This is a genomic window from Nitrospira marina, assembly GCF_059568365.1.
Genome location: NZ_JCANTH010000001.1, coordinates 729,180 through 754,259, shown reverse-complemented (window position 1 = coordinate 754,259; position 25,080 = coordinate 729,180). Strand labels below are relative to the sequence as shown.

Genomic DNA, 25,080 nt, shown 5'->3' with positions numbered 1-25,080 from the left:
TTTAATTCACCAGATTGCCGTGCCCCACTTTGACGTCAGGGATGGAAGTAAGAGTTTCAGAGGATTTAGCATTTTGGAGTATCCCCATCACAAAGGGACACCGTTGTATGGATTCAGGAATGCCGACGAGCTGTTCTTCATAGGATTTGCGCCAGCCCAGAAAGAGGGTATACAGCGCCATCAACATGGCGGTACAGGCGGCTATCCCCATAAATCCTCCTTGAGAAATCTGTTCTACCCGCAATACAAAGGCGGCCATTCCCATGAGAACCAGAAAATATGTCGCTGAAAATGTCAGATTCGGCCACATCCAAAACCAAAGAGATGACAGCCAGGTTCGTGGCCTTCCTCCCTGTGTATTTTGAGCATATAACGATTCCCCACTGAAAAACGTCTTCATTCCGATGGAGGCGATCATAACGGGAACGAACAGTGATTGAAGGATGGGTTGCAGTTCAATCGGCCCCACGGTGAATAGGAGCCATGAACCGGCTATCCCTATCATGGTTGCCAACGCTCCCCATTTCACAATACTTCCTATCTCCTGCGGAATCCATTTTCGTAACGCCTCTCCGTCCGGAAAGGTTGGGACGACAACCCCTTGTTGCCTCATCCGTTGCACATGACCAATTTCAAAGGCATCCCGGGTCACGGATGTACATGAAATGATGGTTGCCATCATGGCCGGACCTTCCGGATGGAGCAGAAAATCATAGGCCACAAATACTTGAAGAATCGACAAAACCAAGAGGGATAATTGGATTCCATAGACCAAACCAATCCATCCCACCAACCATGCCCACTGCTGCGCCCCGTCTTCGCGCCAGGATTCCATGAGAGAGACTCCACGTCCCTGTCGATAGGACCAGATGGCGGTAAGCATACAAATACACCCGGTGAATGCCAGAAGCACCAATGGATCGGAAAGCGGCAAGACAGGCTTGAGAAGGTGATAGATCCCAAAAGCCACTAAGCCGGGAGCCAGCATCACCAAACGCTTCCGCTTGCGAACGGGTTGGTCCGTTACTAAGGCATTCAATTGCGGAAGGACACGAAGGGAAAGTCGATGCAACATATCGTTACTCGCTTTGAAGAAATTTCCAGAGATTGATCGTTTGCGCTAATTCGCTCACAAGGCGTTTCATGCGCGCCCTGCCGCCATACCAAAATAACGGGCTTTCACCTCTTCCATGAGTGCAACCGTAACCGCAGGCATCCCGCGATCCAGAGCGGTTCGCTCCAACTCAATTCTCGCCATTGCCCGAATTCCTGTGGGAACATTATTGATACGACGCTCCGCGTCCGGAGTCCACTCTACCATCCCCTTATTGCGCGCCGACCCAACACGCGCAACCGTCACGATTCTTTGTTCCCTGCTAGAGACAAACTCCTCCACCTCCTCACATACCAGAGACACTAAATAGGGTGGAAGTCGGCTCATTTGGTATAAGGCCTCGTCGGTCCATACGACGTGGGAAACGGCCGGATCCAATTCTTTAGCATTCCCTTCTGCTCCAAGGGAAAATCCACACCGATCGCAATGAAATTTCGCAAACACAGAATCAGACGGTAACTCGTCAACCTCCACAATTCGTAAAGAATAGTCACAACCACATTGCATGAACGGCCTACCCAATTTTTCCCGGATAGAGAATATAGAGCATCGTGTAGGTGAACGTTCCGGTTACGAACAACACACAGTAAATCACCATGGTAAATCGTCCAAGCACTCGATGCCGTCTGGCCCCATTGGGCCAAATCCGCTGGATAGATATTTCAATTCCAAACACCAATGCAATGAGAAGAATAAGACCAAGATACACACTGAATTTCCCCATGGAAAATCCAGAGGTCATTACCCGTGAAAGGAAAAATAGGAGGACAATGGTGGTCACCCCTCCCAGGATCATCACGATACGTCTCCCGGAAGTCTTTAATATCGCATCCTTCAAGATCCGCTTCCCTTCCACGAAAGTCTGTGCCCGGAACCCCAACACCATCATATAAATGGCCATCACGAGGCCAATCACGACCAGGAGAATATGAAGCGTCAAGACAGGCACAAACACTTGATCGTATAACCATTGAGGTCCGCCAAAGCCTTCCTTGCCCTCAAAAGCCAGGACCCCAAGACTGCGAAACAAATAATAACTGATAAAGAAGGCGAGCATGGCAATCATCCCACCGAACATCAGCCAATGGTGACGATCATTTTTATGCTGTCTCGCCTGAATCCATCCGACAATAAACAATATCGTAAAGAACGTCGCCATGAGTTGGCTCACATCCGCTCCAACCGTGGCATGGGTGCCGAAAAATCCCGGTTCTCTCAGCCATACCGCCATTTCATCCATAATTTCGTGCCATGCCCTTCTGTTATTTCGTGCCTTGAATCATGGCACGCGGTTCTAACTCTTCAACAATTCGAAAGCCGGCTTGCTCCATCCATTGGCGACTGTCTTGAATCGTAAAACATTCGCCACATTCTGTGTTCACTAAAATATGAACAGCAAAGGCTGTCGTCCAAGCAGGGCTCGTTTTAGCAGGATCCAAGAACCGATCTTTAATGATCAGTCGCCCCCCCTCTGTCAAACAGGCAAATACTTTCTTCACCAATGCCGCATTGGTGCTGCCATCCTGATAATGCAGAATATCCGACATGAGGGCAAGATCATACGACCCCTGAAATGCATCGACATGAAAGTTGCCGCCTTGCAAGTGGATACGATGACCTAATCCCGCACGATCTACATGGTCTTTGGTCACCTTCAAGGTTTGCGGAAGATCAAAAACCGTGGCGGACAATCCGGGATGTTCCAGGCAAAAGGCAATGGCATTGGTTCCGGCCCCACCACCAATATCTAACATCCGTACCGTTCCATGAATGGGGACACTTTTCGCCAATCCCTGACCACTTCCCTGCCCGATTCGATCCAAGACCGTGAGCACATGAGCTCCCAGTTCCGGATTCGTTTCAAAGACATGTTGCGTTACGGGTGACCGTCCGGTTTTTACGGTCTGTTCCAACTGCCCCCAATGACTCCACTCAGCGTCATGCAACAGTAATAAATGACCCACATACTCTGAGCTTGATTGCACCAAATGTCTTTCAGCCACAGGGGTATTGGCATACAGCTTCTCATCCTTCGTTAACACACGCATTGCAACCAGTGCGTTCATGACCAACTCCAAGGCCCGTGGGTTGAGCTTCAGGGAATCGGCGACCTCATTGACCGTGAGCGACTGTCCCTTCAGGGCGGTAAAGAGATCAAGCTTAACAGCGGTGAGAAGAATTTTGGTTTCCCAGTAGTATCCTATCTGGAAAATATCTGCGAGAGATGATTCACGAATCACATGGGGCCTCAAGCTCAACTGGCAACATGAAAAATCATTTTCGATGTCGATCTTAACGGGGTCATTTTGCGAGGTCAAATGCTGAACAATCGGAAAAAATAGTCTAACCTTCTCCACAAAAAACAAGGGCAACTAGCTCATGGCTAGTTGCCCTTGAAGAAATGCTCTGCCTCAATCGAAAGAGACTTATTTAATCTCGAAATTGGCTTCGACAGTTCCCCCGTCCTTCACATCCACATCGGCTTCCACTTCCCCGGCAACAGGATGCCAGGCCTTGACTTTGTGCTTGCCGGCAGGCACGTCCTTGATTTCAAAGGTTCCGTCGGCACCAGCCACGCCATAATGCGCATTGGTCACCGGCAAATACCAGCCTTGCATAAATTCGTGTTGGTCACATTGCAACCGCAACACAGACCCCTTTTTGGACATTTTCAATTTGACGTTTTTTTCTAAAGAATCACCTTTTTTGGCCAGACCGATATTGAACTCGGTGCTGGACTTGGCACCTAGTTGATCGAAGCTATGCGGGTTATGCAACACACCTTCTGCCGATTTAGGGTCGCTGGGATCAGCATCATTATTGACTACCTTAAACAGCCCTTTACTTACGGCCACACCAGTATATGGTTTAAACGCACACAATTCAGCCTCCACCACTTGCGGGGCCTCCTTGTCGGCTTTGTCTAAAAATGCTTTGTCTTTAATATCAGTAACCGCCACCACCGCATTTTTTAAACCCTTGCTTCCATCCACTTCCACTTCCTTCAGCAATCGAGTCTCACCATCCGCGCTTTTGCTCTCATTTTTTTTGCAAAACTCCACATTGGGAAATTTTGAGAAGGCAAATTCTTTCGGTGGGGGAACTTCTCCTGCAAACGTGACTTTCCCTTTAATAGTTCCACCCGCCTGGGCGACTAATGGGGCAGCAATAAGAATGCAGCCCACTAAAAAAGACATAGTTAAAGACTGACGGTTCCTCATGATTCTTCCTCCTAGTTAAGAATAAAATTGAGTTGACGTGGGAAAACAACCTATACTTGATGAGATCAACCCCTTTTACCCCGGCCAGGTATAAAAAAGCTGATCTTGAAATGGATCGTCCGACAGCACCCACTTCCGTATATATCAGGAATAAAAAAAACGTGTCAAGAAACCCAACAAGAACTAGGTCCTTTGTGCTAAACCTTAGGCCTTTTAGTTCGCGGAAAAATGAAAAGGTTTGAAAGACTCAATAATCCCCTATAAATTTACAGACTGGTAATTAGGCAGCATCGCTCATTTTTGAACAGCGGCCCTGAGGATGACCATCATGTCAGCCACACTCTTTTTCATATCCTCTACATGATAAACCGGAGCCGAACACATCCGGTCAGTACAGACAAACGCTACGGGTCGTTCGTCATAGGGAAAAATAATTTCACCCCATTTCGGCTGCCCCTCCTTGGGATCAAACCTTTTCACAATTTTTCCAGGGCAAAACATACGCCGGCCTTCCATTATTAGAATTTTGGTCCTGGCATCGTCAAAATCTCCCACTACCGCAATATGAAGAGGAATCCGAAACCACTGATCGATAGCCAAACCGGACAATGCGAGGGGAAGGGGTTGCCGCGACATGACCGTGGCCTGCAACGTGCTCTCAGCAATGGAGCGATACGTGTGGTTCTCCGTCAAATGAAAAAGATCAAGGTACCAGAGGACGGCTTGGAAATTCTCCTTCTCCGGTTTGGTTGGGAACTTCAGAAGACCAAATGTACCTGGCATCTGTGGATGATCAAAAAATCCTCCATTCGCGGGATCTTGCAATAACCGGCGACTTACTTCGGCAAGGGATTCAGCATTTTGCAAAAATTGAGACTGCCCTGTCACTCTAAAGGCCTCAAGTAACGCTTGGCCAAAGAAGATGTGATCCGATAATAAACCGTAAAGGTTGGGGCCGTCTCCAGGCTCGCCATGAGCGATCCCCTTATTCACGTCAAAACGCTTCTGAAATAACCGGCTCAAGATCTGAAGAGCCAAATCCCCAATCTCATCCTGTTCCAGGACCACAGAAGCATGCAAATAGGCCCATGCCATCAGTGCATTACTCCCTGTGAAAACTCGTTGGTCCACATACGGGATACCGATGGCCAATCGTTTGCTCTCATTGAGAGAATAGTACTCGGCTCCAGACATGGACAATATCCCATCAGTTCCTCTGACGTCGGCGTCCTGACTTTCGTACAACAACCCCGTTTGCGGATCGGTTAAAAACCGCGAAACATATTCAATAATGGCCAAGGCTATGCGTTTAAACTGAGGATCTCCGGTGAGTTGGAAGGCCTCAACATAATTGCGAAGATTCAGAGCTTGAATCGACAACATCTTTTCAAAATGCGGTTGGCTCCAATCTGCTTGTTCAGCATAGCGATAAAACCCACCCCAAACGGGATCAAGTAAGCCCACTTGCTTTTTTAAGGTATCCAATCCTATCTTGAGCAACCCTGGATCATCCTCAAAGAAGCCATGGGCCAAAACCATCTGGATGGCTTCGGGTTCAAAGAATTTTGGGGCGTCCCCAAACCCTCCATTGACTGGGTCAAATTGGGCTCTCATCATCTCCACACTTTGTTTGACCATGGCAGCCTGAAGCACATTCGCTTTGGAAGGACCGGCTTCCACCTTCTCTTGTACCCGCTCCCATAATTGAGAGGCTTCCTTGAGCAACACCGCCTTGTCGGTGACATAAATAGATTGCACCTCAAGAAGCATGGCTTCCATTTCCTCAGAACCCAAGGCATTCGTTTGAAAAAGAATTTCTCCGGTTGGCAAGAGGACATTGGTCGTCGGCCATCCTCCCGCTCGGTAACGAGCATCTAAATCGGGACGCTGATCCGTATCGACCCGAACAGGAATAAATTTGGTGTTGAGCAGCTGTACGATATGAGGGTTGGCATAAGTCGTCTGATCCATCACATGGCAGGCATGACACCATACAGCGGAGAGATCCAAAATAATTAATTTATCTTCGGATTGAGCACGTCCGAATGCTTCATTTCCCCATTCATGCCATTGAACAATTGGATGGACGACAGATTCACCATGAGGCCGTCCTTCAGCATGTAAGGGACTGACGAGACACGCAACGCTGAGCCCAGCGACGATCAACAATCTGCAACTCCCACGGATATGGCATAAGGGATTCATACCCCCAGTTACCGGGACAAATGCGAACTTGATGATCGTGCGCCAGAATTGGTCGAGAGGGGAGCAGTGCCTAATTAACTGCAAAAATTGGGGAAACATGTTCACACCCTTTATCCGGTCATACCTGTCCATCTTCAGGAAGACCTCTCTTAGGGCCGCAAACAAACCGGTTAAAGACCGATCTCCTTATCCAAAATCCTCACAATGGCGGCAGCGGCAGTCACCCGCACCGCTTCATCAGCATCTCCCAGGAGGCGCTTTAAAGTCGGGAGGATCGTACGATCGCCAATACGACCCAATGCGCGGGAGGCCCCAATCCTGGGACGAGGCAATGGATCATTGAGAGCCAATATAAGAACATTGAGAACGTTCGGACCTTTTCCATTTCCAAGCGCCTTGACCGCACCCGACCGAACGGCCGGATTTTGGTCATTGAGGAGATGCTGAACGGTATCCTTCACCACTGAATAAGGCGCTCCTGAACGTAGCAATGACGCCACGGCCGCCGCTTGCACACCGGAATTCGAATCGGCCAACGCCCTGGTTAACGGGGTTAACACTTGATGTTGTTCGTAAAACCCCATGCTAAAAGCTGCCACACTCCGCACCGCAGGAATACGATCAAACAAAACTGCCTTCAGTGTCGGCAAAGAATCAGGAGCATGCAATTTTCCCAAGGATGCAATGGCCGCAGCACGGATAGACGGTTGAGAATCGGAAATAGTTTTTTCCAAGATCGGTATCGCACGGCGATCCCCTAACTCACCAAATGCACGGATAGCCGCGCCCCGTTCATACCCTTCTTCGCTGGTCGCACCTTGCTCCAAACGACCCCAGTATTCCTTGTGACCGACCTCATATAATGCTCTTGCTGCAGCAATTTGGACAAGATGCTGCTCATCGTTCAATGATGGCCTAATGAGGGGCTCAAGACTCCTGTCGCCGGATTGTCCTAGCCCAATTAAAACGGTGGCCCGCACCAAACCGGCTTCGTCCTTCAATGCTTGACGAAACACCTTGGAACGCTGCCCCGCTTTTCTTTGCCCTAAGGCTTCTGCCACCAATGCTCTAATTATGCCGGTTTCATCGGTTAAGCCTTTTTCTAAATATTCCACGGCCTGATCAGATTCGATTTCCTTCAACGCCGTATAGGCAGCGCCCCGCATTTGTTCCCGCATATCGGAACGGACAGGCAATATACTGGCAATGGCAAGCTGGCGTAAGAACGGTTCATCTTCCCCTTTTGTCCCGGCAATGCCTTTCTCATAGGCCTCAATGGCTTCGGGAGTCTTTCCCAAGCGCGCTAATGCTAGGATATATAGACGAGAAGCGTTCAAGAGGGGAGCGCTCTCTTTGTGTAAAGGCTTAACAAGGTCAACGACCTGTTGAAATTGACCCTGATCGTAGGCTTTTTGGGCTTGAATGAGGGTTGAATCATGTGTCTCTTCCGCCAACACCGACCCTGAAAGAGCCCACAGAACACTGAGAACGAGCACAACATTCATACGATTCATCCTTTATTGTTCACTCCCATCTCCTAGCCATATCATATTTCTACCCTTTCGGAATCGGGGCTTCCTGAGCCTCAATAATTCGATAGCCCAAAGGCGCTTCAAAGTAATAATCTGGTTGCGAAGAAAGCACCACATGATGATATTCCACAAACCAATCCCGATCCTGACTTAAGAGCTTCAAGAGAATCTCCCGCTGAGGATCCACCCATTCGAAAAATCGTTCCAGTTGACCAAACCGATCCTTGACCTCCACATCATAGAGCAGGGCCAGTTGATCGCCTACCACGGATTCCCCAATAACCGTTCGACTCGTCTCTCCTTGCAACTTGACAGAAAATGGTAACAAATAATCCAAAGTTAAGGGAACGCTCACAATCATTCGGCGTTGCGAAAACACATACCAGGTTTTTTGTTCATCCAATCGAATTATGAGGACACTCGCATAGCCTATCTCTGTTCGTATTCCTCCTGCCGGTTCAATACGATACCGATCATTTTTCACAAACAACTGGGCATTGGCGCCATGTCCTCCGGTTTTCCACATCAGTCTCGCCGAAAACTCCGTGGGACCACTGTGGGGAAAATTGGAAGAGCCGGCAAAGCCCCAGGCTGACGGGAACCCAGCCACCGTTCCGAAAATGGCACAAACAACGAACCCTGCAAACTTTTTGTCACAAGCTCGGGAGAGAAGGAGGGAAAAGTCTACCCATTTCATGGCCTTTGGTGTTCAACCAGAGGCTCTATCAAAACAGGGTGGCCCAAGGCAGCGGGGGTAAATCTCGGGGGCGTCCGGATGGTATGCGCCGTCCATCGACCCACGGGAGATTCTAAGGAAAAATCCTTCCGCAGGGTTTGGTTTGGTTCCACGGAAAATTCATGAATTTCCTCGTGTTTGACACTTGGATGCCAGGCCCGAATGCGATAACTTCCAGGCGGGAGTGAAGAAATGACATACTCTCCCTTATCGTTAGTAAAGTTATAATAGGGATTATCCACCGCAATCGCCCAGCTTTCCATGTAGGCGTGGAACCCGCACTGCATCACAAATGTTTTTCGTCCTTTGCTCAGTTGAAATTGATGAACCAAAGATTGCCCCGGCAGATGCTCATGCGTCGCATGGATATTCTCACGTTGATGCCGAGGATTAAAGGACAGAGGAGAATTAAATAATACCCGTGTCCCTTGGCTCAACGACGTCTCATAGGCTTGAATATCATGCATGACCGGATCCATATTCACCACTTCAATCCCATGCTGATTACGCACTACCGTCGTAAAGGGCAGAAATTGACAATCCCGGGCTTCCACCTTCGGAATAGAAAGGGAAAAAGGTTTCCCGGCACTAACGCCTTCAACCACCATCACGACCCCTTGAAGTTGACTGTCATCATTCACCACGAAATCCTTAAGTAGCCGCCAGCCCTGACCATCAGAAATGCGGCCGCAATACTGTGGATCAGGGAACGTCACCAGGTTATACGCTTTAGGAGAAGGCGGAATGCCCTTAAGGGTCACAGTACCGACAATGGTGGCCCCGTCCGTTACGTCGATAACTTCATAAGCGAAAGCGGTCGAACTGGTTAACCAGAGGAGACCTATGACGGCAATTTCTACCACTCGATTTGTATTCATGATCACCTCATGTCCTCAGGGAACTTGCCGTCGTAACGACGGAATAATCTCAACGCCCTCTCCAAGCATTTCCATTCCAAAATGTGGATTCTCCTGCATTTCATGCACGCTTCTCCGCCCTTGGGGAGACTCATATTGAAAATCCAATGTCAGCGTTTTTTCCGATTCCACACGAACAGTTTTTTCCAAATAGGTTTTCATACCAGGGTGCCAGACCGTCACTTGATATTCTCCTGGGGGTATATCGCGAATTTCGTAGGCTCCATCCTCCTTGGAAATCGAATAATAGGGATTATCCACCACTAATCCCCATGAAAACATATAGGGATGAAAACCACATTGCATGACAAAAACATCCCGTCCTTTTCGCAAATGAATTTTTTCAATCATCGGTTTTCCGGGCAGATGGGTATGGACGTTTTTTCCAAACATACCAACCACATCATGAAAGGGGTTCATGGGCAATGGACGATTAAACAAGACCCTGGCCCCTCGTTCTCTGGCCGTTTCATATCCCTGAATATCATGTTCTACCGGATCCATATTGATCACGGTTATTTCATCCTGGTCCTTTAACACATTGACAAATGGTAAAAAATCACAATCAATGGCTTCAACCTCAACCTTTGGCAAAGAAAATGGTTTGCCTTTTTCTACCCCTTTCACCATCACTACCGCATCCTTAAGCGACCCTTGAGGCCCAATAATAAAATCCTCAACAATCCGCCACCCAGTTCCGGTAGAAATTCTTCCACAATATACGGCATCCGGGATCGTGACGAGATTAAACGCCATCGGTCTTGGGCGTTCCCCATGAATGCGAACATGGCCTTGAATTGCCCCTCCATTGCTGACCGGGCTCTCCTGATAGGCCAACCCCATGGATGACACATTCATCAGGAACATCACGATCACCATGACCCTCATCATCATTCCAATTTCCTCCTTCCTATCACGGCCAACCAATAAATAGCGATGTATGATATCTGCCTGCTTCCCCAAATACTATGAGCGGGAAACACCGGGAATCACATGCTACGACACACTCAACCCTTTAAAAAATTTATCCAAACAACGCAAAAGAGTATGGAGAATTCTTTTTGTATAAAACCACTCTTCTCGTGTCACCCTACCACATTTTGGTCATCGGAACTTCAACTCTAAGCCTTTGACAACTCAACCCCTTTGAAACTCGTACCGTGCACTCTGTCCGGGAGAAAAGGGTTTACAAGAATAAATAATTTTGTGAGAGGGAATAAAAACCAGCTCAGACATCCACTTCCTACCTTCAAGGAGTTGGGATCGAATGGGTAAGGTCGTCTTTCAATCCAGCAGCACACCGAAAGCCAAGCCAGTTGGCCTGTGTCTCAGGAGCGGTTCCATTGCGTTGGGCGGTTCGTACGGTCGGAGTACTGTCCATCCACCCACCTCCACGAAATACCCGATGTTCACCGGTAGACGGGCCTTGAGGATTCCGGTCCGGAGCCGTCTGATAATAGGCAGGATCGTACCAATCGTTTACCCATTCTGCGACATTCCCTGCCATCTGGAATACGTTATAGGGACTGATACCGATTTCATACTTGTCAACAGAAATAATAGGTGGATAAAGAAGCAACCGCTCGGGACGATCACGGACCGGGCCGGATATGCCCGATCTCCCAAAATTGGCTCGCGTCAGACCTGCCGGCGTATTTCCCCACGGATAAATTCGTCCATCCGTTCCCCTGGCCGCTTTTTCCCATTCTGCTTCCGTAGGGAGCCGCTTGCCGGCCCACCGGCAATAGGCATCAGCTTCATACCAGGTGACATGCATCACGGGATGATGGGCCATACTCTCCTGAAAGTTTCCCCCGTCAAATTTCCAATCCGGCAATGGCGGACGGCCCGTGTCCACAACAAAACGCAAATACTCCAAGGCGGTTACTTCATAGGCATCTATCTCAAAAGCATCCAGATACACCTGGCGTTGAGGCATCTCAGGCCGGTAGGCCTTCCTATCAATTTTCTTATTACTTCCCATCGTAAACCAACCGGCTGGAATCACCACTCTCTTTTCTTTGGTAGGCCATTCCGTCCGCTGCAAAGCCAACCTTTTGCCTTCCTCCGTCCACTCCGGCCGTATGTCAGACACGTCCAGTGCCCACGCCATCATCCCGGACATGAGGCTAAACCCGACTACCATCAAGCCCAATACCACAAGATACTTCCTGCTTTGTCTTTCACGCATAGACCCCTCCAAATTAATCCGACGACTAAGACGCCACTGATGGAAAAATTGGAGAATTCACCATCCCAACGACAAGCACTAATCTCTTTGTGTCGTTCTGGAAGAAGGCATTTGCTGGGAACCCCAATATTTGTGTTTCAGTATGGTCGTTTAATGGACCAAATCGTAGCTTCACCTTTCAGTGAGGTCAAGGCGTCTGTGACAACCACCCTAATCCGCCTTGACTCATTGCCTGAATCCTTTTAGTCCGTAGTCAGTAGAATTCAAAAAAGGATAAGTAAGATGGCTTATCCGACTATTCTCTATACGAGAAAGTCTTCCTACATGAATATTATAACAATTGATCTGTTGCCATTTTCAAATTTCCTCAAAATTGAACTTTGAGTTGACTGGCTTTAGAAAATCGAAGACGTCCGTTTTCATAAACCTAAAGAAAAAAAATGGGGGATTCTTGCGAATCCCCCATTCGTAAAACCTTAATGGTGAAAGTGGCTATTTGGCTGACACCGGCAACACCCGGCCAGTCTCCACCACGTCGATCGAGGCTTGCTTCACATCAGTCGCACCCCCTTCTAGAGGCAGGATCCGTTGGTCATTTTTAGGTAGGACCCTTAAATAACCCCACTGACCCGATTGGGAGTAAGGTAGGCGCTGATTATTCCAGACATAATCTGCGGCAAGCATATCACGCCCTCCGGCAGACGGAATAAACACATCGATCGTTTCCGAACCAGCGAATTCGACCACACTGATTTCGTCGGCTCCCGGCATGAAGGGTTCAATCGGCCATTCATGCTTTTCCACACTAAACATCCCGTTTTGCTCGCTACTGGCACCGAACACATGGATCCTCACAGGATCCCCGGCATGTGCGTGGATAATCGGAGTAACCGGATCTTGTGGATTATCTACCTCACAAGGCTGGAACATGCGTCCAAGCGTACAACCAGCCTCTTCTCTGTGAAGATAGGGTTCGGAACGATAATTGACACCGGTGAGGCCGGCGACATTTTGGACATACGGCATAAAGCTAGTACCGATGATGTTGTCTTCATCTTGAAAGAGTAAAGCCACATCACGGTAATTCCGGCGGTGTTCTTGACCAGGAATGGTCTTATCAACAATCACATCCGCTTCCCAGCTATTTTTCAAGGAAATGTCGGCCCCGGTCTTTGGATCACGGTATTGTGACCCTTTCGGCCCGATGATGACCGCACCGAACAGGCCGTTTCGCGGGTTTAACATCACATTTCCCCAGTCCCATACCAGAGATGAAATCTCTCCGTTAAAAGGATCAGCATAATAGGTATACGTCTTTGATTCACCTGGAGCTATGGTTTGATCCCCTTTGTTATTTCCGACGTTGGCCCCCAATGAATCTTGAGGATTAAAGGCCAAGGAAATGGCGGAGAACGAAGCCCGGCTCTCCTTCATTTTATTTTTGAGATTCACTTTGATGCAATCACCCACGTTGGCACGAATTGTCAATGGCATGGGGTGGTAGTCCCCGGCCACTTTAGTGACTTCATCCTCAAGGACGTAGATTTTTCCCTCAGGATTTCTCAGATCGATGGTCCTCTCAAAGTCGATCTCAATTGATTCTTCAGCACTAGGATTAAAACTCATCCCTGGGAAGTCCATCGCGACCACGTTAAATGACTTCACCGGAGCCTCTTCAGGACAAACAGGAAGAGGCTTTGGAATCTCATTTCGACCTGAATACCCTGCCGGGAGCGGTTTCAGATCCGAAGTCTCTTTTTCCAACACTCGTAAGATTCCCCATGCCCCCTCTGAGAATTTTGAAGACCGTCCATTAAAATGGATATAGTCTCCAGGCTGCAGACGAGGACCGCCTGCCTTTGGAACGACTAAATCATATCGCTCGGCAATACCAATATGCATGGAATTTTTCCTATTGGCATCCCCCGCATATCGCTCACTTAAAAACGTGTGGCCTGAAATTGTCCAGGTCATCGTTTCATTCATGAGGGTGTGCAAAAGACGGAATACCACGGTATCTCCCAGGTACGCCCGTAACAACGGCGTGTCGGGATCACCATGTTCAGTGCTACTGAAAATTTTTGAAGCATCGGAATTCACGGCCAAACGTTGGGCAATGGGTTCTGCCCTGAAATTGAGGCCGCTTCCCGTCGTATGCGTCCCTCCGTTGAGGAAGGGCATTGGAGTCATGAGAATTTTCTCCGGCATCATAAATGACACCGTTTTCCCCGCCTCTAAGGCTACCTCGACCGGCTGCCCAGGCGGATTACCCGCGGTCACTATGTTGACCGTATGGGGAACCGTATCATGCACTTGGATAACCATTTCCCGGAAGCTGTTATCCACACCGTAGCCGACCGGTTCCACCGTATGGATATCGGCGATAGGACCACTCCTGACTTGTTTTCCGGTCTTAGGATCATGATAGGTCGATCCCACCGGTTCCACCACTAATGTGCCGAATCCACCATGAGGCCACGTGGTGGCCCCGAATGCATGGTCATGCCAGAACACCGTTCCCACGTCAGCATCCGCCCAAAGTCGTGATCGAACAAACTCAACGGTCACGATATCCCCTGCGGGATGATCATGCTGCAGGGGCCGAACAAAGGAAATGGTATCTCCTTTGATAGATTTGATGCGACGGATCTCGTTGCCTTTGACATTATCGGCACCGACTAGCAATTCGGTATTGACATGGTATTGCGCTGCGTTTTTAACCTTAATGCTCGACTCACCCTTTTTTGCCTTGCCCTTCAAGACGGTATTCATGGGCACGGGCAAGCCTTTTTTGGTCTTTTTCTCCAGCATGGTAAACGGACGGACCGACTGTTCGTAGGAAAATCCGGTAATCACTCCATCCGATGCCTGGTTGTCGAATTGGAGAAAATGAGGATGAATGTTAATTTTAGAGGATTGGAAATTTGTAAAGTCGTCATCCAGCCATTCGCTGGTCAACGTATAGTCAATACAATCATAAATGTTGGCACGAAACACCAACGGTAATTTTTTGTCGTTATTTTTTCGTACTTCCTCTTCCTCTTCATGGAGGACATAAATCAACCCGTAAGGATCAATAACAGGAGCTTCCTTTCCCTGGGCCCCGGCCATTTCAATGGGAGTATTGATGAAATGAATGTTGTAATATTTTCGTCCGGCATTTTCCGGACACAAACTCCACCGGCCATTTTCTCCCGGCTTGGCAGGCTCAGAGGTTCGTAGACCATTTTCATCCTGATGAATCATTTCCAACCATGGAGCCGGATTGTGGTTTGGTGGGAACATGACCCGTTTACCAAAATGTGGAGTCAAATGCGGCCATGATACCTTCCCCGTCCTTGGCTCAAACAGAATTGGGCGCCGTTTTCCCGGGGTGGGCGAATGGTATTTTGGATTCTCGATTGTGCTCTCTTTCTCAGACATGGCTTTATTGCCATCCCAGGCCCAATCCAATACCGTCGCATCATAAGAAATAATTTGGCCCTTTTCGTCATCTTTATGACCGGGTTTCCCTTGGGTCGGCAACTGAATTTCCACCCATTCTTTAATATTGATGACCGCTGGGTTTGACTTCCAATTACTCTTTCCTTTTTCCACAATGTTGAATGTTTTCCCAAACCAATCGACGGTTTTACCAATCAATTGATCGGAAGTGACACCCACCTGCAATCGACCTTTTCTATCAGGCAACTCCCTGAGGTTTGGCATGACATCCGTACGGTTGTCGTCTGTCTGCAGGGTATTATATACCCGCCAATATCCCCACATTCCTGCTACGTAATGATGAGCGACATGGCAGTGAAACAGGAAGTCACCCGCCAGTTGTTGGCATAAGCCGGACCCACATTCCGTCTCCAAATCCAACGCTTCTGATGGCCCGATCACTTCTACATCAACCCGGTCAGTTTTGGTTCTGATAACCGGATATTTAACCGGACCATTTTTCGCGGCATGCCACATCGGCATTTGATCGATCGCCCGTGGGCTTCTTGGCCATCGGATCGTCCCGCCATGTGGATGGTGGGAATGGAATACCTCGGACCCTCCGTGAACCAACCTGAACTTGGCAGGATCCCCAAGATAGGATCGAGGAATCGTCGTTGGGGCATCACCAAAGGTGTAGGAACTATATCCCATAGATTCGTCTTCAAACCCGAAATATTCGTGCTGCACATGCATGTTGTTGATGCCGAATGGCTCACTCCGATAGTTAAGAGCTCGAGCTCCTGGCCGATACGCATCGGTGAGGGGGTCCCGTTGTGGTAAAAAATCACCATGTTTGTTTACCGGACGAAACGCTTCGTCACCCACCTCATGATAAATCAACACGAACTCACGAAAATCGGGTCCCGTTCCATTTTTGATTATGGCTTGCCACCCACTGGCCATAGGGGTCGGGTCTCCGTCTCCCAACGGATTTAAATATTCGGAACCATGCGGTTCAACCACGAATGTCCCCATAAGACCCATGACCGTCAATTCCCGATCATTACTAAATGTATGAAATTGGCGACCACCCTCCTGGGTGTCCGGATGAATGTACCATTCCATCTCTACGACTTGCCCTTCTTCAGCTACCGTGTCGCGATTGGTTGTCGTAGCAGGCTGACCAGTCTTGCTGATAACCATATTCGACCCATGTATGTGAAGACTGGCCTCTTCACCAAACTCAAGTTGGTTTCGGAGGGTGAATTTCACACAATCCCCTTGATTCCCCCTGATCACCAGTGGTTGGATCCACTGATCCTGAAGACCGTTCGTGACCGCGCCAGGGTCACCATGGCCTTCCACCTCTCTCGCTTCAGCATTCTTGGCTTCCTCTTCCCGCACCTTATCGATATTTTCGGTCAGCACATACATATAGCCAGGATAGTAATCAAGCCATTGATTGAGAGTAATTTCGGCATTGATGGCGGAAATATCATATTCCCTGACCGGTGCAGTTGCAGGACAATTTCCGCCACTCGCTGCTACAGGTTCCACATTACGATCTGAGGCCAACAGTAAATCCTGACCTCCGGCCCCATATTGGTGCATATTGGTCATCGTGTTGTAAAAACCGGTAGCCGTATGGTCACTACCATGTTGAGCGCCAGACTCGTTTTCCATTCTCAGCATAATCCGATCATGTTGGCGTTCTACCATGGCCGCTCGATTCGGTCGGCCTTCCTTGGTGTCTTCCATGATGGTCTGGCCCTTCAAGCGCTCCGCCCATTCAGGTGACTCTTGATGAACCATCCCCGTGCTATGAATAACTTTGTCCTGATTTTCTTCAGCCAGGAGGATTCCCCCTGACAAAAAACTGGACCCCCCGACTAACAATCCAATGGAAAGTGTGGTGATCGCTTTCCTAGATTTCATGTGAAACATGGACCGGCCTCCTTAAGATAAAATAAACTGACAAACCAGAGACTTATTCTACCAATCAAACAGTCAATAATATTCCATGAAAATGTTGGGAAGCGCAAAAGGTAATCCAATCGATTGAGGCTGTCAAGTCTGAAAGATTTGAGTTTGATTTCATTGCATTTATCACCACTACTATAAAAAATGGCAACCTCGGAATGGAGGTGGGAAATAGGCAGTTTCTCACCGATTAACAGCTAATAATTCACGCCAGCCTTTTAAATTATCAATTTTAAAAAGTTACGACAGGGTGAGCCCTGCAACATACGAGGAAAACTCCTTCTGAAGATCAGTGGAAATGGGACCTGGCTTTCCATCCTGTATGGGTTGGTCATTCACCTGAATAACAGGTAAAACCTCAATTGTTGTGCCCACGAGAAAGACTTCATCAGATAGCAAGAACTCTGAAATAGGAATTGGTCGAAATTGGACGTCCAAGCCTTTTGCTTGAGCTAACGTCGCCACCTGTTGCTGTGTCACACCAGCCAGGACTAAATGATTCCTTTCTGGAGTAATAAGCACGCCATTTTTCACCACAAAGACATTACTCGTAGCCCCCTCAGTTACCTGTCCGTCTCTCACAAAAATCCCCTCAAAGGCCTTGGCCTCACGGGCCTGTTGCTTGGCCAGAACATTCGGAAGCAAATTAAGGCTTTTAATATCACAGCGGTGCCATCGAGTATCAGGTAGGGTAATAACACTTACCCCCTGCTGGAAGACTTCAGTCGGCAATCCAACCATTTGGCGAAATGCCAAAAAGACGGTAGGTTTTCCATATAAAGGGAAAGTATGCTCACGCGGAGCGACACCTCTGGTTACCTGAATATAGATTTTTCCTTCCTGATATTCACTCTGCTGAAGACCGGAAAGAAGGAGGCTCAGAAATTGGTGTGGTTCTAAAGAAAATTGGATCTGGGTTTCTCGGGCACTCCTAACCAGCCTATTGTAATGCTCATTCCAAAATGCAGGAACCCCATGATAGGCACGAATCACTTCATAGATGCCATCCCCAAATAAGAATCCACGATCATCCGGAGAGATTTTAATCTCTTCCAATTGAGAAAAGTGCCCATTGAAATACCCAATATCCGGCATGCCCTAACTTCATTCAGGAAGACAGAGGGGAGACGGTGACCTTAAAAATCCGTCGATCTTCTGCGGTAAACTTCCATGCCATCCTTTTGCTAAACTCCAAATGATGTGTTCCGGGTTCCAACGCCCGAAATTCAAATGATCGCCGACCGGAATCTACCGCATTATTACTGACCGTTCGAAGAAACTCATCTCCCATTAATCCCAGCACTTTGGGGTCATAACTTGGCACCCATTGTTCCCCACGGGTCCGATCTTCCCATAAATGCACCATAAATGTGTCCGATTGGAAAACCTGAATTGCTTTCGCCTGAATTTGATCTATATTCATGCTCTCACCTTGACTAACACTTCGGTCATGTCCCGTCTGTTAAGTCCACTATTCTCCTGTTAGCCAATCACGTTTTTTTAAACAAACAAACACATTTCCCTTATCAATCACTACATCATAGTTGACCACACAATAGCCTCCGCCATCTGGACCAAATCCAGACCGAATGTCAAATTGCTGATGATGCCACGGACAAGAAACCAGAAAGCCCTTCAATCGGCCCTTCCCCAAAGAGGCTCCTTGATGCGGGCAGATATCATTAATAGCAAAGCAACGATCGTCAACGCGAAAAACAGCCACCCTTTTCCCGTCGACTTTGAATACACGCCCCTTTCCTTTTGGAATATCCTCCAGCTTCCCAATATAAACAAATCCCTCTTTTGGACTCAGCGGTTCATATACCCTGCAGTCCATACCATTCTCAAAATCTGAATCATTCATAGCCGGTTCTTCTCTAAGAGACAAGTAATGTAAAGGTGACCTGTGCTCCTATTTGAACTTTGGCTTGGTCCACAAACCCAGCATTGGCTTCCACAATATAGCGTGCATCTTGAGGCGGGGGCCCATACCAGGGGCATTGCCTTTCATTGCAAGGAAGAGCCCTTTCAACTATATGCACGACAACCTTACTTTCATCAACCCAAATCACATCAACAGGAAATTGAAACTCTTTTGTCCAGACCCGATGGAGACCGGAATTTTCAAAAATATAAATCATTCCCTCACCGGGAGGAAGAACATTTCTAAACGCTAATCCGAATAAAAGTTTTTCCGGTGTATCAGCAACCTCCGCTTTCAACACCCCACCGCTGGGAAAATTTATATTGATGACTTGCGTCTGTTCCGGAGCATTAAACAATAAAGCACCGGAAATGAGGAACAACGCCATTACCAGAAGAAAGAGAATTCGCTTTTTACTGGGGACCCCTTTACCTTGTAGAAAAGATAACATTGTTCTAAATATATCCTTATTTTTCTATAAACCTTTGCCTCAAGCTCTGGGCCTTCAGCAGCGCATTTTTATTATTTCGCGATTTGCTCAAATAACACACCCACGATAAGATATCATGTAAGTTGCTATGATTTCAGCCAAGATGAAGGATGGCAAAGAGCCTTCGCACCATCTCCCCCAAGGAAAAATTTTACCTCATACCATGGAGGCCTCGTATGCGCTACCTCCCAAATTTATTGCTCACGCTTTCTCTAGTTTTCTTTTCCTCTACCAGCACCTCCGCCTACCCATCGGTTTCTACGGCCATCGACCGGTTTGTCTCTAACCTCTACCCCAAGGGCAGCCATTACTTCTGGGTGATTAATAACACCACAACCGAGTCTCCGGAAGAAATGATTGTCGATCTCAACACTAGTGTCAGAAATTTACCGGAGGATGAACCGACGGAGAGTCGGTTTTTATTATTGGTTGTCGAAGGAGAACTGCTTGCGGCTCAGAAAATTCCGTTAAACGCTAACGTGGATTGTCAGAGTGACGAGGAAGTGTAGTTAGTACCCGATTTCAGGTATAAAAAAGCCCCATCCTCTGAAATAGGATGGGGCTTTTTCATACAAAATTACGTCTAACAATATCTACTTGGTCAGAATCAATAACTGTCCACCCAGGTGGGCTGCATGTAATTGACACTTGTAGTTCAATAAATTGTTCGAGGTCACATAGGTGAGATCACTCATAGGAATACCGATATATTTGGTTTCCCCAGGAGCCAAAACAAGCTTAATATGCATCGACGTTGGAGCGGCAAAAGCTGAATCAGCGGAAAGCTCAAAACCATGTTCTTTGTCCATATTGTTGGTCACTTTGAACAATATAGGTCTTCCTGCTCTCCCACCTGTCGCAGAGGCCACAAGACTCAAGATGGATGTCGCGGGATACCAAACTTTCTTTCCACCAATTTCCATGGCATTAAACTCAAGATCAACATCCAATTTTGTAAACGGCTGGCCCACGACTGACCCCGTTTCAAGGTCACCAATTTCCACACCACCGGACTGTAACGCAAATGCGCCTGAACTACCGACCGCAACGAAAACCGCACTTAAAAGGACGGATAGAAGCACTCTGTGCATCGCCTACCTCCTCATGAGAAGCTGTTGATAATGAAGGTTTTACCTAAGAACGCAAGCCAATTTTCATATTTTTTATATGGTTTAAGTTTCAACAAGAGGGTTGGTTATAGCATATGGCATTCTTCGACGCAAGAAGGTTTTTATCATTGCGAATCTTGGCGGATAAAAACTAAAAAGTGCTTTCTATAATACTTCAGAAGAAAATCAAAGATTACTCAACCATTTTTAAATAATTTCCCTGTGATTATAAGTCTTTTCTTCTATCGTGCCTGAGTGTTTGAGACCGGAGATACTTTTTTAGACAATTTTCCTCTTCATCTCAATTGACTTTTTGTCCTCACCCAGATCCGGCCCATGACTTTGGGTGCACTTGTGATACATTTTTCGAACCATGGGAATTATGGAAACGAAAGATAATTTCAATTACATCAAAAACAGATGGCGGCAATTTCCAGGCTACAGCACAAACAGGGCTGAAACCGATTCTCCAATTTCTCCATTCACCTTACAGGCAATAGCCCAACATGGATGAATGCCCACTCCACAAGTTAGTCCAAAAAGAAGCATCAACAATACAAAGGGATGAATAGCGTCTCCTTGACTTTCTCCTGCGACAAACCCCCGTGAAATCGGCCCTGATTATCCATTCACAAACATATTATGTTCCCGCTCCCATCCAATGGACGATTCAGGCCCATGTCCGGGTATTACGAGTGTACTTTCTTTGAGGGTGTACAAGCGTTCTCGAATCGATCGCTCTATTACCTGGCCATCTCCACCCCACAGGTCGGTTCTGCCAATTCCACCACGAAACAAGGTGTCCCCGGAAAACACCAGATTTTGGCTTTCAAAGAAAAAACATACCGACCCAGGAGTATGGCCAGGAGTATGGATTACGGTTCCTGAATAGGAACCCACGCACACCTCTGATTCATCTTTCATCCAGCGGTCCGGCGGAGGGGCAGGCACATAGGGGATGCTGAACATTCGGCATTGAATTTCCAGCATGTTCCAAAGATCTTGATCCTGGGAATGCAAACACAGAGGTGCCCCCGTCGCTTGCTTAATATGACCGGAGGCTAAGAAATGGTCGAAATGAGCATGCGTATGCAAAACGGAGGTGACGGTGAACCCCAGGGCATCAATTTCCCTGAGTATGCGCTCAGGATTTCCTCCTGGGTCCACCACAATGGCCTGCTTAGTTTCTTTGTCACCGATAATCGAACAATTACATGAAAGTGGAGGGACGGGGAAAGTTATCCGAATGAGCTGATTCATCGCGATCTCCTTAAGCGACAATGATAAGGCAGTGGATTAAACTTGAATGAACACCTACTCTAGTGCAGATTTACACCATTTCCCATTAGGGAATTAGAGACAATTCCCCTTCTTTAAAATACTCCTCAATATGGAAGTTTGAAATAAGAACAGTTTAAGCCTAAAATACCTAATAAAAGGTACCCATTTGATCCAACCACCACACAATCTTCCCTACACGGATATGCTGAGCCGGTGAAAACTCAAGCATTCCAGCGCTGCCCAACATCCCAGCAGAGGCCAGATATTCTCCCCTGCCCAACAAGCAAAGCCCTCTTCATTGGCGCAGGGATGCTCATCTTTATGCTGACTGGTTGTCCCCAAAATAACTCCGGGCTTGAAGAAGAAAATATCCAGCTCAAAAAGCAGGCCAACAAACTGGAGTCGGTTATTCATTCCCTCCAGGAGGGAAACAAAGTAATGCAGCAACAAATCGATTTGCTGAATCAAGAATCTAGAAAAACCGCAGAATCATATGAATCTCAGCTACGAGATGCAGAAGTAACCCACCAGGAACAACTTCGAGACGCACAGGCTCAAATGGCTGAATTGGCGAATAGCCCCAAAAAAGATGGAGCCAGGATTAAAACCCTGGAACAAGAACACCGAAAGTTGGAAGGAGAAAACAAATGGCTCAGGAGCCAACGGGACCAGATGAGGAAAACACTGACCCTTCATCAAATTGGTGGTCAAAGTCAGGAGTTGCCGTTTCCCTTTTCCTCGGCTTCAGAAATCATAGAAGGCGCACTCACAAAAAATGGCTATTCAATACTTGCCAGCATGCAAACAGATCAAAAGGCCGTCTATATTACTGATCGCAAAACGTCTCTTCCTCCCTCGCTGGAACTATCAGGTTTTCGCAACCAATACCTCCTCTCGATTGAGAAAGGACCTTCCGATCATACCACTATCTGGGTCCGTGCCGAATTTGAAAAACTTTCCAAAAACGGGCAGATGTTCTCAGCCCAGCAATCTGAAATCACCGACATCGAATTGCGCCTCATTCAAGAAATCCATCAAGCCCTGTCTACCGGAGCGGCAGCCCAGGCCAAGAACTTTTAGTTTCCTGGCAAGCAGAAGCCCTCGATCCAGCATCAACCAATCTGCCCAAACTCCTTCTATCGACCAGGTCACTGAAAAACAGAACCAATTTTGCCGGGTACAGTTATGGGTTCGTCGATGGCCCCTGAGACGCGAGGAGATAGCCCTGGGCAAGAAACTCGGCTTCCTGTTTGACAAGTGAACTCGCCCCAGGAAGCACCTGACCAATGAATTTCACAAATACATTTATTTTGAGCAGGAAAAAATCATATTCGGATTCAGATGTTCGAGGATGGGCAAACCAAAATTCAACAAATCGTTTCAAGGAAATCCCATATTGATCCAAAACGGCACACGCATTGGGAAACATTACCCTCACATCTCCACCCCATGAGAGAATCTCATATGGTAAATACTGAGTCGCATACACATGAAGCCCCTTCTTCATTTCAGCATCCCATTGGCTAGAAACATCCAGCCGGCCACTCAGGACTCCACTGACCAATGCCATGTATTCTCTGTATTGGCGGGTTAATACATCACGAGTTTCCCGAGAAGGCTCGACGTTTTCTACTGGACAGGTTGCTGCCTTCTGAAGATCTGTGGCAGGCGAAGGCACCCGGGCAGGCACATGCACAAAGGGCTCCATCATCTTCAATACCGTTTTCATTTCCCGACAAATGAGCGGTATTTGCTTGTTATCGACTTCTAAGGCGATGCCTTTCAGATTGAGTAGACGAGGTTCCCTTATCACCCGAGCCAAGAGCATAAGTAATTCGTCCTGAATGGGAGCTTCATGAGCGTCAATCCAATCCGGAGGATTCTCAAATGATCCCGACCCCATTTGTGTCGTTATATGCGGATGGCAATCCAGACCTGCTATATGAATTTGGATCACTCTCTCCAGGGGAAACTTCTTAAGAAAATCTTCGAAAAATGATTCCAGGCACTGGTTCCGCCAAGCGCCCGAATATCGATAGACCGTCCAAACATGCCCTAGATCCAAGACCAACCCACAGGGGGCTTTACCGGTAATGTTCGAGAAAAATTCTGCATACGGCATTTCACCCATCAAAAAATAGGTTAATGGTGGGCTCTCCAAAAGCAGCAATGGCGAGTTAGCCCGTGGCCCCCAAGCACATTCATCAAGCTGCAACTGAACGTTCCACGCCTGGTAAGCGGTAATGTCAGCAGACGCTCTGGTAAAGACAGGGGGCAAATAGGTCCCAAATGAATAACCGGCTATTTCTTTGGCCGCACATTCTTGATTGACCCAATGAGCCTGTAACACTCGAAGATTGCAGGCGATAGCTTTTAATCGCTCTTGAGAATTGTATGCGGTGTCCCAATCAGGTTGCGTGACCCATACCCCTTCGGCATGGTAAGCAAAAGGAGTGTCAGGAAGCCGAGCTCGAACCATCTCCAAAGCTTCAGAAGCCGCATGGAAAATTTCAAGATAACCCATGGCGATTTGTTCACGTCGAAGTTCCTGATATAAGTCAAAGACATCAGGAGAATACACATCGACCGATAAGCCAAATCCCAGAAATGGAATCCTGCCTGCACGCCGAAGAAACTCTTCATGTATAGCCTCTCGACGTGATGGGTCTGTTGAATAATTCAAACGTTTTCTCATTTCAGCGACTTAAAAAGCAGGAAGGAATAAATTCCGAGAAGGACATTCAAACAATGCCTGTCCGACAAGCTCAAAATTACAAGAACGAAGAGGTACAGGAAGGAGGCGTGATCACAGCCGCGTGGCGAACTCGCTGAGGCTGCCATGGTTCACTACTATTTCTTTATTGTCGGTGGCAGAAGGCTCACACCCTTCACTTACATTTCACAAGGGCTCTAAGATCCGACGAAGGCGCAACACATCCAGGAAGGAAATGAAA

At 47.7% G+C, this 25,080-nt stretch carries 22 protein-coding genes; 2 read left to right on the top strand and 20 right to left on the bottom strand.

Annotation, left to right across the window (positions count from 1 at the left end):
- Position 1: 1 nt before the first annotated feature.
- From LX98_RS03230 to LX98_RS03155, 16 genes are all read right to left on the bottom strand, one after another.
- Positions 2-1,075 (bottom strand): hypothetical protein, encoded by a 1,074-nt coding sequence (locus LX98_RS03230; RefSeq protein WP_496427523.1) that lies wholly within the window; start codon positions 1,073-1,075, stop codon positions 2-4.
- A 66-nt stretch (positions 1,076-1,141) separates the two neighbouring features.
- Positions 1,142-1,621, bottom strand: a complete 480-nt coding sequence (locus tag LX98_RS03225) for a PCP reductase family protein (RefSeq protein WP_496427522.1) — start codon at positions 1,619-1,621, stop codon at positions 1,142-1,144.
- A gap of 7 nt (positions 1,622-1,628) precedes the next feature.
- Positions 1,629-2,354: a DUF420 domain-containing protein gene (locus tag LX98_RS03220; protein ID WP_496427521.1), complete on the bottom strand. Its 726-nt coding sequence runs from the start codon at positions 2,352-2,354 to the stop codon at positions 1,629-1,631.
- Between the two features lie 22 nt (positions 2,355-2,376).
- A complete protein-coding gene (locus LX98_RS03215; protein ID WP_496427520.1) occupies positions 2,377-3,354 on the bottom strand; it encodes a methyltransferase in 978 nt (325 codons plus the stop codon).
- 186 nt (positions 3,355-3,540) lie between these two features.
- A complete protein-coding gene (locus tag LX98_RS03210; RefSeq protein ID WP_496427519.1) occupies positions 3,541-4,335 on the bottom strand; it encodes a carboxypeptidase-like regulatory domain-containing protein in 795 nt (264 codons plus the stop codon).
- Positions 4,336-4,629: 294 nt separating this feature from the next.
- Complete coding sequence (locus LX98_RS03205; RefSeq protein ID WP_496427518.1) at positions 4,630-6,639, bottom strand: DUF255 domain-containing protein; 2,010 nt, start codon at positions 6,637-6,639, stop codon at positions 4,630-4,632.
- 71 nt (positions 6,640-6,710) lie between these two features.
- Entirely contained in the window at positions 6,711-8,045 is a 1,335-nt protein-coding gene (locus LX98_RS03200; RefSeq protein WP_496427517.1) for a HEAT repeat domain-containing protein, read from the bottom strand.
- A 49-nt stretch (positions 8,046-8,094) separates the two neighbouring features.
- Complete coding sequence (locus LX98_RS03195) at positions 8,095-8,598, bottom strand: hypothetical protein (protein ID WP_496427516.1); 504 nt, start codon at positions 8,596-8,598, stop codon at positions 8,095-8,097.
- A 167-nt stretch (positions 8,599-8,765) separates the two neighbouring features.
- A complete protein-coding gene (locus LX98_RS03190) occupies positions 8,766-9,686 on the bottom strand; it encodes a carboxypeptidase regulatory-like domain-containing protein (protein WP_496427515.1) in 921 nt (306 codons plus the stop codon).
- A 15-nt stretch (positions 9,687-9,701) separates the two neighbouring features.
- Positions 9,702-10,619: a carboxypeptidase regulatory-like domain-containing protein gene (locus LX98_RS03185; RefSeq protein WP_496427514.1), complete on the bottom strand. Its 918-nt coding sequence runs from the start codon at positions 10,617-10,619 to the stop codon at positions 9,702-9,704.
- A gap of 355 nt (positions 10,620-10,974) precedes the next feature.
- The gene (locus LX98_RS03180) at positions 10,975-11,916 is read right to left on the bottom strand and encodes an SUMF1/EgtB/PvdO family nonheme iron enzyme (RefSeq protein WP_496427513.1); all 942 of its coding nucleotides are present in this window, start codon (positions 11,914-11,916) and stop codon (positions 10,975-10,977) included.
- A 492-nt stretch (positions 11,917-12,408) separates the two neighbouring features.
- The gene (locus tag LX98_RS03175) at positions 12,409-17,286 is read right to left on the bottom strand and encodes a hypothetical protein (protein ID WP_496427512.1); all 4,878 of its coding nucleotides are present in this window, start codon (positions 17,284-17,286) and stop codon (positions 12,409-12,411) included.
- Between the two features lie 276 nt (positions 17,287-17,562).
- Positions 17,563-18,417: a D-amino-acid transaminase gene (dat, locus tag LX98_RS03170; protein WP_496427511.1), complete on the bottom strand. Its 855-nt coding sequence runs from the start codon at positions 18,415-18,417 to the stop codon at positions 17,563-17,565.
- A gap of 13 nt (positions 18,418-18,430) precedes the next feature.
- A complete protein-coding gene (locus tag LX98_RS03165) occupies positions 18,431-18,745 on the bottom strand; it encodes a protease inhibitor I42 family protein (RefSeq protein ID WP_496427510.1) in 315 nt (104 codons plus the stop codon).
- 48 nt (positions 18,746-18,793) lie between these two features.
- Positions 18,794-19,186, bottom strand: coding sequence for a Rieske 2Fe-2S domain-containing protein (locus LX98_RS03160; protein WP_496427509.1), 393 nt, complete (start codon positions 19,184-19,186; stop codon positions 18,794-18,796).
- A gap of 13 nt (positions 19,187-19,199) precedes the next feature.
- Positions 19,200-19,697 carry a DUF192 domain-containing protein gene (locus LX98_RS03155; protein WP_496427508.1) on the bottom strand — a complete coding sequence of 166 codons (498 nt, stop codon included), beginning with the start codon at positions 19,695-19,697 and terminating at the stop codon, positions 19,200-19,202.
- Between the two features lie 215 nt (positions 19,698-19,912).
- Between LX98_RS03155 and LX98_RS03150 the strand changes: the two genes are divergently transcribed.
- Positions 19,913-20,245, top strand: coding sequence for a hypothetical protein (locus LX98_RS03150; protein WP_496427507.1), 333 nt, complete (start codon positions 19,913-19,915; stop codon positions 20,243-20,245).
- Positions 20,246-20,329: 84 nt separating this feature from the next.
- On the opposite strand, the gene LX98_RS03145 is transcribed toward LX98_RS03150, so the two are convergent.
- The 3 genes from LX98_RS03145 to LX98_RS03135 form a co-directional block, all read right to left on the bottom strand.
- On the bottom strand, positions 20,330-20,827 hold the full coding sequence (locus LX98_RS03145) for a hypothetical protein (protein WP_312643714.1): 498 nt from the start codon (positions 20,825-20,827) through the stop codon (positions 20,330-20,332).
- A 639-nt stretch (positions 20,828-21,466) separates the two neighbouring features.
- Positions 21,467-22,105: an MBL fold metallo-hydrolase gene (locus LX98_RS03140; protein ID WP_496427506.1), complete on the bottom strand. Its 639-nt coding sequence runs from the start codon at positions 22,103-22,105 to the stop codon at positions 21,467-21,469.
- 213 nt (positions 22,106-22,318) lie between these two features.
- A complete protein-coding gene (locus tag LX98_RS03135) occupies positions 22,319-22,540 on the bottom strand; it encodes a hypothetical protein (protein WP_496427505.1) in 222 nt (73 codons plus the stop codon).
- A gap of 24 nt (positions 22,541-22,564) precedes the next feature.
- Here LX98_RS03135 and LX98_RS03130 point away from each other — a divergent pair, with 24 nt between their 5' ends.
- A complete protein-coding gene (locus LX98_RS03130; protein WP_496427504.1) occupies positions 22,565-23,206 on the top strand; it encodes a hypothetical protein in 642 nt (213 codons plus the stop codon).
- Positions 23,207-23,309: 103 nt separating this feature from the next.
- On the opposite strand, the gene LX98_RS03125 is transcribed toward LX98_RS03130, so the two are convergent.
- Positions 23,310-24,809: a multinuclear nonheme iron-dependent oxidase gene (locus tag LX98_RS03125; protein WP_496427503.1), complete on the bottom strand. Its 1,500-nt coding sequence runs from the start codon at positions 24,807-24,809 to the stop codon at positions 23,310-23,312.
- Positions 24,810-25,080: the final 271 nt, after the last annotated feature.